The sequence below is a fragment of the Rhizobium sp. JAB6 genome (assembly GCF_003024605.1).
In the GTDB taxonomy this organism is placed as follows: domain Bacteria; phylum Pseudomonadota; class Alphaproteobacteria; order Rhizobiales; family Rhizobiaceae; genus Rhizobium.
Genome location: NZ_PYJQ01000010.1, coordinates 162,532 through 175,545 on the forward strand (window position 1 = coordinate 162,532; position 13,014 = coordinate 175,545).

At 61.5% G+C, this 13,014-nt stretch carries 15 protein-coding genes and 1 pseudogene; 8 read left to right on the forward strand and 8 right to left on the reverse strand.

From position 1 onward, the window contains the following. Nucleotides 1–61 precede the first annotated feature (61 nt). Genes C7U61_RS17055 through tsaD form a run of 4 tightly spaced genes read right to left on the reverse strand, consistent with a single transcriptional unit; the run spans nt 62 to nt 2,925 of the window. Nucleotides 62–496, reverse strand: a complete 435-nt coding sequence (locus tag C7U61_RS17055) for a PIN domain-containing protein (RefSeq protein ID WP_106999272.1) — start codon at nt 494–496, stop codon at nt 62–64. Next, entirely contained in the window at nt 493–792 is a 300-nt protein-coding gene (locus tag C7U61_RS17060) for a hypothetical protein (protein WP_106999273.1), read from the reverse strand. Before C7U61_RS17060 ends, C7U61_RS17055 begins: the two co-directional genes overlap by 4 nt. 52 nt (nt 793–844) lie before the next feature. Beyond that, nucleotides 845–1,834 carry an NAD(P)H-dependent glycerol-3-phosphate dehydrogenase gene (locus tag C7U61_RS17065; RefSeq protein ID WP_106999274.1) on the reverse strand — a complete coding sequence of 330 codons (990 nt, stop codon included), beginning with the start codon at nt 1,832–1,834 and terminating at the stop codon, nt 845–847. Continuing rightward, entirely contained in the window at nt 1,831–2,925 is a 1,095-nt protein-coding gene (tsaD, locus tag C7U61_RS17070) for a tRNA (adenosine(37)-N6)-threonylcarbamoyltransferase complex transferase subunit TsaD (protein ID WP_106999275.1), read from the reverse strand. Before tsaD ends, C7U61_RS17065 begins: the two co-directional genes overlap by 4 nt. An 84-nt stretch (nt 2,926–3,009) precedes the next feature. Here tsaD and hemC point away from each other — a divergent pair, with 84 nt between their 5' ends. From hemC to C7U61_RS17100, 6 genes are all read left to right on the forward strand, one after another. Then, complete coding sequence (gene hemC / locus C7U61_RS17075) at nt 3,010–3,939, forward strand: hydroxymethylbilane synthase (RefSeq protein WP_106999276.1); 930 nt, start codon at nt 3,010–3,012, stop codon at nt 3,937–3,939. 6 nt (nt 3,940–3,945) lie between these two features. Further along, nucleotides 3,946–4,674 carry a uroporphyrinogen-III synthase gene (locus C7U61_RS17080; RefSeq protein ID WP_106999277.1) on the forward strand — a complete coding sequence of 243 codons (729 nt, stop codon included), beginning with the start codon at nt 3,946–3,948 and terminating at the stop codon, nt 4,672–4,674. A 79-nt stretch (nt 4,675–4,753) separates the two neighbouring features. Beyond that, entirely contained in the window at nt 4,754–6,031 is a 1,278-nt protein-coding gene (locus C7U61_RS17085) for a mitofilin family membrane protein (RefSeq protein WP_106999278.1), read from the forward strand. Between the two features lie 128 nt (nt 6,032–6,159). Further along, nucleotides 6,160–7,767 (forward strand): heme biosynthesis protein HemY, encoded by a 1,608-nt coding sequence (locus C7U61_RS17090; RefSeq protein ID WP_106999279.1) that lies wholly within the window; start codon nt 6,160–6,162, stop codon nt 7,765–7,767. 112 nt (nt 7,768–7,879) lie between these two features. Next, complete coding sequence (locus C7U61_RS17095) at nt 7,880–8,365, forward strand: TerB family tellurite resistance protein (RefSeq protein WP_106999280.1); 486 nt, start codon at nt 7,880–7,882, stop codon at nt 8,363–8,365. Further along, the gene (locus tag C7U61_RS17100) at nt 8,355–9,083 is read left to right on the forward strand and encodes a glutamine amidotransferase (protein ID WP_106999281.1); all 729 of its coding nucleotides are present in this window, start codon (nt 8,355–8,357) and stop codon (nt 9,081–9,083) included. The genes C7U61_RS17095 and C7U61_RS17100 overlap by 11 nt, the downstream gene beginning before the upstream one ends. Here the strand turns inward: C7U61_RS17100 and C7U61_RS17105 are convergent. Together C7U61_RS17105 and C7U61_RS17110 are read right to left on the reverse strand one after the other, a co-directional pair. After that, nucleotides 9,080–9,709: a poly-gamma-glutamate hydrolase family protein gene (locus C7U61_RS17105; RefSeq protein ID WP_106999282.1), complete on the reverse strand. Its 630-nt coding sequence runs from the start codon at nt 9,707–9,709 to the stop codon at nt 9,080–9,082. The two genes, C7U61_RS17100 and C7U61_RS17105, sit on opposite strands and share 4 nt — an antisense overlap. A gap of 10 nt (nt 9,710–9,719) precedes the next feature. After that, a complete protein-coding gene (locus C7U61_RS17110; protein ID WP_106999283.1) occupies nt 9,720–10,976 on the reverse strand; it encodes an MFS transporter in 1,257 nt (418 codons plus the stop codon). Nucleotides 10,977–11,083: 107 nt separating this feature from the next. Between C7U61_RS17110 and C7U61_RS17115 the strand changes: the two genes are divergently transcribed. After that, nucleotides 11,084–11,407 carry a YggT family protein gene (locus C7U61_RS17115; protein WP_106999284.1) on the forward strand — a complete coding sequence of 108 codons (324 nt, stop codon included), beginning with the start codon at nt 11,084–11,086 and terminating at the stop codon, nt 11,405–11,407. Continuing rightward, a pseudogene (locus tag C7U61_RS17120) lies at nt 11,404–11,706 on the forward strand (DUF167 domain-containing protein); the annotation flags it as partial. The gene C7U61_RS17115 and the pseudogene C7U61_RS17120, both read left to right, overlap by 4 nt. 11 nt (nt 11,707–11,717) lie before the next feature. Here C7U61_RS17120 and ppa read toward each other — a convergent pair. Together ppa and C7U61_RS17130 are read right to left on the reverse strand one after the other, a co-directional pair. After that, on the reverse strand, nt 11,718–12,254 hold the full coding sequence (gene ppa / locus C7U61_RS17125; RefSeq protein WP_106999286.1) for an inorganic diphosphatase: 537 nt from the start codon (nt 12,252–12,254) through the stop codon (nt 11,718–11,720). Nucleotides 12,255–12,418: 164 nt separating this feature from the next. Continuing rightward, nucleotides 12,419–12,925 (reverse strand): N-acetyltransferase, encoded by a 507-nt coding sequence (locus tag C7U61_RS17130; protein WP_015341436.1) that lies wholly within the window; start codon nt 12,923–12,925, stop codon nt 12,419–12,421. Nucleotides 12,926–13,014: the final 89 nt, after the last annotated feature.

Genomic DNA, 13,014 nt, shown 5'->3' on the forward strand with positions numbered 1-13,014 from the left:
AATTCTCCCAAGAAAATCAAAAACGATTGATGGCGATGGATAAGGCCTTACTTGCGGCACGTCATCTGGTTTCTGCGCGAAGAGGGTTGATGAAATCCAGACCCCAAAAGTCTTTTTCGTTGTCCGTAGCCAAAACACAATCGTTCACGACAGCTATAGAGGCGATAATCATATCAAAGGCATTTCTCGGGCGCCCAATCGACCGCCCTTCGGCCATGAGTTGTGCCCAGAGCAATCCAGCGCGCTCGTCAAAAGGAAGGATTCGCCCGGCGAATACTGCCTGCGGTCCTGCAGAGCTTGAAAACCATGCTTCCAGCAAACTGCGCCTGCGACCCGCCGGCATGATCAAAATACCGCGCCGAATCTCGGCCACCACGAGAGATGGAACAAATAAATCATCATCTGCTTGCTCCGCATACCATGCCAAAAGCGCCTGCGAAGGCTCCGGTTTGATCGCGTTGCTAACAATGTTGGTATCCAGCAGGTAGCGCGTCACAGATCGATCTCACGCGGCTCGGTCCGCAGCCGTTCGAGATCCAGTTCAGCATCTTCGAGAGGAAAACTTCGGAGCGCGGCAATGACACCGCCCTTTTTTGAAGGTTCTTTCGAGATCGTCTTGATGACGACATCACGAATGCGGGCCGCTTCGGCACCATCCTCTGCCAAATGCCGTGCCAGCGAGCGAAGGAGCGCCTTATCCTCATTGAGCCCCAGCACCTCGAAGCGTGCCAGACCGCGCTCGCCAAGACGGGAGCGGTAATTCTGGACTGCGCGTTTCTGGGAACTGGTCATCGGGGTCTCCTATATATCCAGTAATATATCCAGAGATGCCCCGTTATTCAAGTTATTCCGTGGTGATCGGCCGTGTCATCAACTGGCCGATGGCTGTGGCTATGTCGAGCTTGCCGTCGATGATGGCGGAGACTGCCTCGGTGATCGGCATGTCGACGCCCAGTTCGTGTGCGAGCCGCGCGGCAATGGAGGCGGCATAGGCGCCTTCGACCAAGATGCCGTGCGTCGGATCGGCAGCCTTGCCTTCACCGAGCGCGATGCCAAAGCGCAGATTGCGGGATTGGTGGCTGGTGGCCGTCAGCACGAGGTCGCCAAGACCGGAAAGCCCGCGCACGGTTTCAGCCTTGCCCCCCTTGGCTGCAACGAAGCGCGACATCTCGGCAAGACCACGACTGATCAGCGCCGCACGGGCGGAATCGCCGATGCCACGGCCCTCGACAATGCCGCAGGCAATCGCGAGAACATTCTTCAAGGCACCGCCGAGCTGAACGCCGATGCGGTCATCCGATGCATAGAGGCGAAACGTCGGGCCGGAAATCGCCAGCGCAAGCCTCTCGGCCACCCCCATATCGGCTGCGGCAATCGCCATGGCCGTTGGCAAGCCCTTGGCGATGTCGGCGGCAAAGCCCGGCCCGGAGAGCACGGCGATTGCATGCTCCGGCAACTCCCGCTCCAGCATATCGGTCAGTAGGTTGCCGGAGACCTTGTCGATGCCCTTCGCACAAGTAACGACGACCGCATCTTTGGCAAGATAAGGCCCGTAATGGCGGGCAGCATCGGCCTGGGCCTGCGAGGGCATGGCAAACAGAACGATGCCGGCAGTGGAAACGGCGTCCGCCTCGGCAGAGAACTGCAGCGAATCCGGAAGGTCGATCCCGGGCAGAACGGCATCATGCATGCGATCGGCGGCGAGATCGGCCATCAAGCCTGCTTTCCGCCCGACGAGGATGACGTCGCTGCGACCGGTCAGTGCGATGACGGCGGCAAGCGCCGTGCCGAACGCACCGGCGCCGATGACTGCGATCCGCTCATTGCCGCTCATGCCTTCGCTCCTCGTTTGCCGTGTCCGAGCAGAGTTTCCGCCTTCTGATCCAGCGGCCAGCGTGAGCGCGGCTGCACGTCGAGATCGTCGGGTGCGGCGCCCGCCGCCATGCGTTCCAGGCCGGCCCAGGCGATCATGACCGCGTTATCCGTACATAATCTCGATGGCGGCGCGATGAAGCGGAACCCACTGGCATCGCAAAGCTCCTGCAGCGTGCGGCGCAGCTCGAGATTGGCGGCAACGCCGCCAGCCACGACAAGCGACGGCTTTTCCGTCTTCGGGAATTCCGTCTTGAAGCGCTGCAAGCCCCGGCCGATCCGGTCCTTCAGCGTGCGTGAAATCGCCTTCTGGAAGGAGGCGCAGATATCGGCGATATCCTGCTCCGTGACCGGCGCAATCGCGGTTGCCGCCTGCCGCACTGCCGTCTTCAGTCCGGAAAAGGAAAAATCAAGGCGGGTCTCGCCGACCAGCGGCCGCGGAAGATCGAAGCGATCCGGATTGCCGTTCTTCGCGGCAGCTTCTACGGCCGGGCCGCCGGGATAGGGCAATCCAAGGAGTTTCGCCGTCTTGTCGAAGGCTTCGCCGAGAGCGTCATCGATGGTCGTGCCCCAGCGCTCATATTCCCCGACGCCGCGCACCAGGATCAACTGGGTGTGACCGCCGGAAACGAGCAGCATGAGATAGGGAAACGTGAGTCCGTCCGTCAGCCGCGCCGTCAGGGCATGGCCTTCCAGATGGTTGATGGCATATAATGGCTTACCTGTCGCGCGCGAAATTGCCTTGCCTGTCATCAACCCGACAAGCAGGCCACCGATGAGGCCCGGCCCGGAGGTGGCGGCAATGGCATCGACGTCCGAGAGCGACACATTGGCGCGTTTCAATGCTTCGTCGATCAGCGTATCCAGCGCCTCGACATGGGCACGCGCGGCGATTTCCGGTACGACGCCGCCATAGGCGCTATGCTCGTCCAATTGGCTGAGGACGACATCGGAACAGACCCTGGGCGTGCCGTCATCCCGGCGCTCGACAATGGCTGCAGCGGTTTCGTCGCAGCTTGTTTCGATGCCGAGAATGCGAAGAACGGATGCCATGGAGAAAGTTCGTTGCCTACAGGTCGATTGCGGTAAAGCGGAAATATGGTTACGGGAACTGTCGGTAACAACGGATCAAAGCGGATGCAAACAAAACCTTTCCGGATCGGCACACGCGGCAGCCCGCTGGCGCTCGCCCAGGCGCGAGAAGCGCGCGACCGCCTGATGGCGGCCCATGGCCTTCCGGAGGAGATGTTCGAAATCGTCGTTCTCACCACAAAGGGTGACCGCATCACCGATCGGTCTTTGGCGGCAATCGGCGGCAAGGGCCTGTTCACCGAGGAACTGGAAGAGAAGCTGACCTCAGGCGAACTCGACTTCGCCGTTCACTCGGCCAAGGACATGGCGACGAAGCTGCCGCAAGGCCTGGCTTTGACTGCCTATCTGCCGCGCGAGGACATTCGCGATTCGGTCATCGGCCGTACCGCGCCGAAACTGATCGAGCTGCCGCATGGGGCCACCGTCGGATCGGCGTCGCTGCGCCGGCAGGCGCTGATCCGCCGCCTGCGACCGGATATCAACGTCATCACCTTCCGCGGCTCGGTCCAGACGCGTCTTCGCAAGCTGGAAGAGGGACAGGCCGACGCGACCCTGCTGGCGCTCGCCGGCCTGAAGCGGCTGGGCAATGTCGACGTCATCACCGACATTCTCGATCCTGACGAATTCCCACCCGCGCCTGCGCAAGGCGCAATCGCCATCGAGAGCCGGATCGACGATCAGCGGATGAACGACCTGCTCGCCGCGGTCAATGACGGCCCGACTTTTGATGCCGTATCCTGCGAGCGCGCCTTCCTGGCGGCGCTCGATGGCTCCTGCCGCACACCGATAGCCGGCTACGCAATCTGCGAAGGCGACCATCTGCGCTTCTTCGGCATGATCCTCACCCCGGACGGCCGACAAGTGCACACGACCACCATTGAGGGCCACCGCCGCGATGCCGAGGCGCTCGGCGTCAATGCCGGGCAGGCGATCCGCGCTGAAGCCGGCAGCACCTTCTTCGAAGACTGGATCTGACAAAAGATGCGCGTCGTCGTCACCCGCCCCCAGCATTCGGGTGAACGTACCGTTCGGCGATTGGCGCAGATGGGGCACGAGTCTCTGCTGCTGCCGCTAGTCGAACCCGTCCATCGTGTCCAGGAAGCAAGACGCGCACTCCTGGCAACGCAGGGCGCCATCGCCGTCACCAGCGCCGAGGCGATCCGCGCGCTGGCGGTGCTGGGCGGGGATATCGAGCCCCATCTCGGACGGCCGCTCTTTGCAGTGGGCAAGGCAACGGCCAAAGAGGCAGCGGAGCTGGGATTCAGCAATATCGCGGTTTCCGAAGGCGGCGGCGCCGAGCTTGCCGCTCTGATTTCATGCCATTCTGCCGGCGGGAATACCACACCTCTCCTCTATCTCGCAGGCTTTCCCCGGGCACCCGGCTTCGAAGCGGGATTGGCGGAGCGGCACCTGCCTTTCCTGACGGTCGAATGCTACCGGATGCGGGATATCGGCCCCGACGATGTCACTCTTCGCCGGCTTTTCGCCGACGCTCGCGCGGATGCCGTGCTGCTTTATTCTCACGAAACAGCTAGGCGCTTTTTCAGCCTGTCTTTTGTCAGTCACACCATGGAGGTTTTTGCCGAAACACGGTTTCTTTGCTTGAGCGAAGCCGTCGCCGGCGCAGTTCCGGAGACGCTGCAATCCCAAGTCGATATCGCCGACATGCCGAACGAAGACCGACTTCTGGCGCTTCTGATCCGGGCGTAAGGCCGCAATTTTGATGTAAGGCCTTTCCATAATCGTCTTGTCTGTCTAACTTCGCTGCAGCGCATGAAAAGAGGACCTCATGGTATCGCGAAAAACGCCTAACCATTCGAAGCCCAACGAAGAACCGGTCACGATCGATCTGGAAGCCGAAAAGACTGCGCAGGACGCAGCTCCCGAAAATTTGACGGAGCGCAGCCATGAGGAACCTGGCGGCTCCTCGACCAAGGAGGGGGAAGTGCCGCTCGAAGCGGATAAGGAGCCGCTTCGCGATGAGGCTCAGGAGTCTATTTTCGCCTCCGCTCCGCAAGAGCCGCAAGCTGCAGCCGCGCACGAGGCCGATCCTCGGCCTTCCCATGCCGAACAAGCGCCTCATACCGAGGGTGCGCCATCGCACGCAGGTTCGACTTCGGGGCTGATCGCGGCGGGCATCGTCGGCGGCCTGATCGCCCTCATCGGCGCCGGCGCCTTGCAATATGCAGGCTTCCTGCCGGGCGGCCGCGCCAGCAAAGGCAATTCGGCCGAGATCGCCGCATTGAATGCGCAAATCGACGGCCTCAAGCAGAGCGTCGCCAATCTCGCCGCCGCGCCGGCAGCCAAACCGGACGCAACGCTGGCCGCCCGAGTCGCAGCGCTTGAGACGAGTGTGGCTCACGGCGGGGCAAGCGGATCCGGTGGCGCCGCAAATGCCGCTTCCGATCAGAAGATCGCTTCGCTCACTGGCGAGGTCGAGCAGCTGAAGGCAGATCTCAGCAAGGCGACGCAGAGCCAGGCAAGCTCCGATGCCGAAGTCAGCAAGCGTCTCGACGACGCCGAAAAGAAGCTGAGCGGGCCGAGCCAGGAGAGCGCTGTCGCCCGTGCCATCGCGGCGGCGGCGTTGAAGGCGGCGATCGACCGCGGCGGCCCCTTCCAGCCGGAGCTCGACACCTTCGCCAATGTCGCGCCGGACGATCCGGCTGTCGCCGCTCTCAAGAATTTTGCCCAGACCGGCGTACCCTCTCGGGCCGACCTGATCCGTCAGGTTTCGAATGTTGCAACGGCAATCGTCGCAACGGCGCAGACCGATGATCCCAACCAAAGCTGGAGCAGCCGCCTGATATCCGGCGCCAAGTCGCTGGTGCAGGTCCGCCCCGTCGGCGATGTGCCGGGCGACAGCATCGATGCCATCGCCGCTCGCTTCGAGGACAAGGTGAGGAATGGTGATCTTCCGGGTGCTGTGACCGAGTGGAACAGCCTGCCCGATGCCGCCAAATCCGCATCGGCCGCCTTCAAGCAATCGCTGGAGGCCCGCATCCGCATAGAGGACCTGGTAAGTGACGCCTTGTCGAAGGCAATCGCCAATACCGGGAAACAGAACTAGAGCATGATGCCGAAAAGTGTGAACGGTTTTCGGACGGCATCATGCTCCACCTATTTGATGTTAGAGCGGATTCAGATTTTAGATCGTTTCGATCTAAAATCATTCGGCTCTAAGGACGGAGCGCAGCAATGATCAGACTGCTTATCTTCGCCATTCTCGTCCTGGCTCTCGGCTATGGTTTTTCCTGGCTCGCGGATCGGCCTGGCGATCTCTCTCTGGTCTGGGAAGGCCAGCTTTACCAGACGAAGCTGATCGTCGCCGCCGCCATCCTGATTGCGATCGTCGCCGCCATCATGATCGTCTGGTGGTTCGTGCGCCTGATCTGGACCTCGCCGCACTCCGTCACCCGCTATTTCCGTGCCCGCAAGCGTGACCGTGGCTATCAGGCGCTTTCCACCGGCCTCATAGCCGCCGGCGCCGGCAACGCGCTGCTTGCCCGCAAGATGGCGGCCCGGACCCGCGGCCTCATCCGCTCCGATCAGGAGCCGCTGATCAATCTGCTCGAAGCCCAGGCAGCCTTGATCGAAGGCAAGCATGAAGAGGCCCGCCAGAAATTCGAGCAGATGGCGAATGATCCTGAAACGCGCGAACTCGGCCTGCGCGGCCTCTATCTCGAAGCCAAGCGCCTCGGCGCGCATGAGGCGGCGCGGCAATATGCCGAGAAGGCTGCCGACCAGGCGCCCTACCTGCCCTGGGCGGCACAGGCGACGCTGGAATATCGCAGCCGGGCCGGCCGCTGGGATGATGCCATCAAGCTGCTCGATCAGCAGAAGGCAGCCAATGTCGTCGACAAGGCAACCGCCAACCGTCAACGCGCCGTCCTGCTGACGGCACGCGCCGGCGACAAGGTGGAAAGCGATCCCGCCGGCGCGCGCGACGATGCGCTGGCGGCATTGAAGCTCGTGGACGATTTCGTGCCCGCGGCACTGATCGCCGCCAAGGCCTTGTTCCGTGAAGACAAGGTGCGCAAGGCTGCCTCCATTCTCGAGCAGGTGTGGAAAGCGCAGCCGCATCCGGAAATCGGCAGAGCCTATGTGCGGGCCCGCAGCGGCGATTCCGTTCTCGATCGCCTCAAGCGCGCCGAACGGCTGGAAGCGATCCGCCCGAACAATGTCGAAGCTCTGCTGTTGACCGCAAAGGCGGCGATGGACGCGGGCGATTTCGGCAAGGCCCGCGCCAAGGCCGAAGCCGCCGCACGGATCGATGCGCGGGAGGGCGCCTTCCTGCTTCTCGCCGATATCGAAGAAGCCGAAACCGGCGATCAGGGCCGCGTCCGCCACTGGATGGCGCAGGCGCTGCGCGCCCCCCGCGACCCCGCCTGGGTCGCCGATGGTTTCGTCTCGGAAAAATGGCTGCCGCTGTCGCCGGTAACCGGCCGCCTCGACGCCTTCGAATGGAAGGCGCCGTTCGGTCAGGTCGAAGGTCCGGTCGAAGAGGCTTCTTCGGTCTCTGTCGATGCGGCGCTGAAATCGCTGCCGCCTGTGCGCGAGACAGCTCGCGCAACCGCGGCGGAAACACCGAATTCACCAAAAGTTGCATCGCCAGCCAGCAATGCCTATGTCATGGAATTGGAGCCGGCCGTGGCAAAATTCACGCCGAGCGTGCCCGAGACAGCGCCAAAACCGGTGCAGCAGGACGCGGAGCCGCGGCCCTTCTTCGGTGGTGCGCCTGATGATCCGGGCGTGAAAGATCATAAACTTGAACCGGAACCCAAGACACGGCTCAAATTGTTTTAAGGCAATTCCGGCAAAAGCGCGCAGCGGCTTTGCGTCTGGAATTCGGGAAGACAAAAAGATGGAGCATGGTGCCCCAAGAACCCTGCTCGGCCCGTTTTGAGAATGGAGACGCATGTTCGAACGCTTTCAGGAATTTCTTCATAACCTGACCCAAGACCATCCCAGATCCAGCTTTGCGCCCGACGACCCGCGTGTCGCCGTGGCGGCTCTCTGCATCCAGGTGATGGAGGCGGACGGCAAGATCGAGAACAGCGAGAAGAAGCGGCTGCGCAAGCTGCTGAAGGAGCAGTATGGCCTCGATGGCCGCAAGCTCGACCAGCTGATCGCGGCCGGCGAGGAAGCGGAAAGCGAGGCGGTCGATTATTATCGCTTTACCTCGGATCTGAAGCGCCACCTCGACAGCACGCAGCGCCTCGAACTGCTCGGCATTCTCTGGGATATCGTCTATGCCGATGGCGAACGCAGCGAGATGGAGGACCATGCTATCTGGCGCATCGCGGACCTCATGGGCATTTCCGATCGCGAACGCATCATGAAGCGTCAGGAAGCTGCCGCACGCGCGCCCGGTTTCAGGGTGGAGACAGGCAATGATGATTGAAGGGCCGAAGAGCGCCGGCCGCCCGATATTGATCATCCTGCATCAGGAGCGCTCCAGCCCCGGCCGGGTCGGCCAGATGCTGCTGGAAAAAGGCTTCGATCTCGATATCCGCCGCCCGGTCCTCGGCGATCCGCTGCCCGCGACGTTGGAGGCCCATGCCGGCGCCGTCGTCTTCGGCGGCCCGATGAGCGCCAACGACCCTGACGACTTCATCAAGACCGAAACCGACTGGCTGAAGGTACCGCTTAAGGAAAACCGGCCGTATCTCGGCATCTGTCTGGGCGCGCAGCTGCTCGCTCGCCACCTCGGCGCCAAGGTGAAGGCGCGCGATGACGGCAAGACAGAGATCGGCTGGTATGCATTGCAGCCGACGGAAAAGGGTCGCCTGCTGATGCGCTGGCCGCAGATGGTCTATCATTTCCATCGCGAAGGCTTCGACCTGCCGCACGGCGCCGATCTTCTGGCAACGGCGGAGACCTACCCCAACCAGGCCTATCGCTACGGCGCCAACGCCTGGGGCCTGCAATTCCATGCGGAGCTCACCCGCGCCATGATGCAGCGCTGGGTCGTGCATGGCGAACATCGCTTCTGCATGCCGAACGCGCAGCAGGGCCGCGAACATCTGGAAGGCCGCATGATCTTCGACGCGGCATTAAAGGCCTGGCTGTCGGAATTCCTCGATCTTGTCTTCGAGGGCAAGCAGGCGATGGCGGCCTAAAGGCCTTCGCCTGACAACAGAACGCGATCGAATTCATCGATCGCGCCGCGGATCGCAGACGCATATCGCTTCATCTTTTCCGCGTCATTCATAAGAATATCTCTGACGCTTCTCGGAATTTCGAGCTGGACGCCGGCCTGTCGCTGGCCGCGATTGCAGATATTGCCGGCGGAAGCTCCCGCAAGCGCCTCCCCTTTCACTCTCGCGGCCGCCGCAAAGTCATTGAGGCGCAATGCCCTGACGATCCCGTCACGAAGCGCCGTGTCGAGACCGCCGATCCAGCTCGTCAGCGGATCCTCCCGATCCGCTCGCCCGTGAACGGCGACGACGACCGAGGAACTGGCCACTAAGCCGTTTGCTATCGGTTCATCGAAATTTTCGGAGGTGACGTGCAGCTCATGATGGAGCCTCGCCGCATCGAGCCCCTCGAAACGATAAAGGCAGAACCTCTCCTCCGCGATCGCCAGAGCGATCTCGGATGTGGCGGGCTCAATGAAACCGCCATGGGGAGCGATGACAGCGACATTAGATGATCGATCCTCGATATGGATGCGATAGTCGACGCCTTCAGTTTCACGCTCGCGAAGCGCCGAAAACGAATTGTATCGATCCGGCAACCTCGCCATTGCGCGCTCCTCAAACCGGCTGCGGCTCGCCGTCACGGTCGGGCGCGTTGAGACTATCGATCCGGCGCAGCTGCGGGAAACCTGTGGCCCAGAGGATGGCGACCGTCAGCGTGCCGAGGCCTCCGATGACGACGGCGGGAATTGCGCCGAAATAATGCGCCATGGTGCCGGCGCGGAATTCGCCGAGCTCGTTCGACGCGCCGACGAAGACCATGTTGACGGCATTGACGCGGCCGCGGACATGATCCGGCGTCCAAAGCGTAATCAGCGTTTCGCGCACATAGACAGAGATCAGGTCGGAAGCGCCCATGACGGCCAGAGCTGTTATCGACAGCCACGGCGTATGCGAGATGCCGAAGACGAGCGTGCCCACGCCGAACATGGCGACGCCGGCAAACATGCAGAGACCGGCGCGGTTCCGGATGGGATAGGTCGCCAGAAACAGGCCCATGGCGATCGCGCCGAAGCTTGGCGCCGCGCGCAGCATGCCGAGACCCCATGGTCCGAGCGTCAGGATATCGCGCGCATAGATCGGCATCAGCGCGACGGCGCCCCCGAGCAGCACGGCGAAAAGATCGAGCGAGACGGCGCCGAGCACCACTTTTTCGGACCAGATGAACCGGAAGCCGGCGAGCATCTCGTTCAGGCTACGCCGCTCATGCGCGATGCGCTGCTGCGGCTTGGGGATCAGAAAGGTGAGCACTGAACCGGCCGCGAAGAAAAGCACGGCCACGGAATAGGCGATATTGGCTCCGATGCCATAAAGCAGGCCGCCGGCCACCGGACCGAGGATGGCGGCCGCATCCCATGACATCGAGTTCCAGGTGATGGCGTTCGTCAGATCTTCGGGCGGTATCAGGTTGGGCGCCAGCGATTGCATGGCCGGCGTCATGAAAGCCCGCTCGATGCCGAAGACCGTGAGGATCAGAAACACCGGCAGCGGCGCGAAGGTGCCCGATACGGTCAGAAACAGCAGCGCAGTCGTGCAGAGAGTGCCGACGAAAATGCAGATCGCGGAAATCAGGCGCCTGTTGTACCGGTCTGCCACCGTGCCCGTCACAAGGATCAGCAGCAGCGACGGCAGGAACTGCACGAGGCCGATCAGACCGAGATAGATCGGCTGGCCGGTGTGCTCATACATCTGCCAGCCGACGGAGACGCTGACGACCTGCGTGGCAAAGCCCGTCAAAAACCGCGCGAAGAAGAAATAGGTATAGGCAATGTGTCTGAAGGCGGCAAACCGGTCTCCGCTGGCAGCGAACGACATGGGACGAGACTTTCCGACGGGGGCGGCCAGCGCAAATGCAGGCCTTTTAAACAGGATTCAACATGCTTGGGAGCATGGGACTTGCCCGTTTAGTCGCCAATGTCTACATGTCTGTCAACCGCGAATTGGAGACGGACATGCTCGCCCTATTTCAAACCATTGATCTGGCTTTGAATCTTTATACTTGGATATTGATCGCCAGCGCCATCTTTTCCTGGCTCTATGCATTCAACGTCATCAATTCGAGCAATCAATTCGTCAGCTCCGTCGGCAACTTCCTTTATGCGGTCACCGAACCTGCCCTGCGGCCGATCCGCCGCATTCTGCCTGACCTCGGCGGCATCGATATCTCGCCGGTCATCCTGCTCTTGATCATCTTCTTCATCCGCTCGCTGATGTGGAATTCGATCGTCCCCATATTCCTGCGGTGAACAAGGCCTGGCAGGCCTTTCCGGATCACATCAGGCTTTCCGTGCGGCTCACGCCCAATGGCGGGCGTGACGCGATTGATGGGCTCGAAACCGGCAGCGACGGCGAATGTTATCTGAGGGCGCGCGTTTCTGCAGCACCCGAAAAGGGCAAAGCCAACAAGGCACTGATCGCCTTGCTTTCAAAGAGCCTCGGCATTCCCAAATCCACGTTTACCCTCGTCAGCGGCGAAACGGCGCGCAAAAAAATCCTCCGGATCGAGGGCGAGCCGGAGGATTTGATGGAGAAATTAAACCTTGTTGCGAGGGCTGATCAGGCCTTTGCCTTCTTGGCGCGGGCGATGGCTTCGACGATCAGCTCGCCGGCTTCCTTGGAGCCGCCCCAACCAAAGATCTTCACCCACTTGCCGGGCTCCAGATCCTTGTAGTGCTCGAAGAAATGTTCGATCTGCTTCAGCGTGATCTCCGGCAGGTCGGTATATTCCTTGACCTTTTCATAGCGCAGCGTCAGCTTCGGCGAGGGAACGGCGATGATCTTCTCGTCCTTGCCGGAATTGTCTTCCATTTTCAGCACGCCGATCGGGCGGACATTGATGACGCAGCCCGGGACCAGTGGACGGGTGCTGGCGATCAGAACGTCGATCGGGTCGCCGTCTTCGGAGAGCGTGTGCGGGACGAAGCCGTAATTGCCCGGATAGGTCATCGGCGTGTAGAGGAAACGGTCGACGACCAGCGTGCCGGCCTCCTTGTCCATTTCGTACTTGATCGGATGGCCGCCGACCGGCACTTCAACGATGACGTTGACGTCTTCGGGCGGATTCTTGCCAATGGAAATCGCGTCGATACGCATGCTTGTCCCCTAGATAAGGATGGTTGCCGCCAGCCCCATAATAGGATTCATGCCGCAACGCAACAACGCATCGGGAAAGAGGCGGATTTACTGCATGATTCCTCAAATCGGAATCGATTTTAGGGATGTAATTATGCAGCAGATTTAGAGCGCTACAGCGCCGCTCACGGCCAGACGAAGCCGATCTTGCGCAGCTGCCTGTGATCGAAGGTTTCGATGCCCTCGCAGAAATCCGCGCCCCCCTGCCCACGATAGAAGCGGTATGCATTCTCGTTTTCCTCGAGGCACCAGACCACCAGTCCCTTGCAGCCGAGCGATTTCAACAGTCGGCGCGCCTCGCCGAACAGCATGCGCCCGAGGCCCAGCCCTTGGTACTGCGGGCGCAGATAGAGTTCGTAGATCTCGCCTTCCTGCGGCAGCGCGCGGGCGCGATTGAGGCCGAGCGTGGCATAGCCTGCGATCTCGCCGGCGACATCCAGAACCAGCAGCGTTGCCGGTCCGCTGGTCGCCTTGCGCCACCAGGCTTCGCCGCGGCGCTCGATCATCTGGCCGAGAGCGCGATGCGGAATGATGCCGGCATAGGTGTACTGCCAGGACTGGCGGTGCACCTCCGAAATGGCCCGGGCATCATCAGGTTCTGCCCGCCGAACATCAATCGACAACGTCTTCATAACGTCTACTCTGATCTTACCAACGAGAATTAACCATCCTCATTCATAAAGATGGCAGACTTGCCCACAGGCTTTATCCGTGGATCATT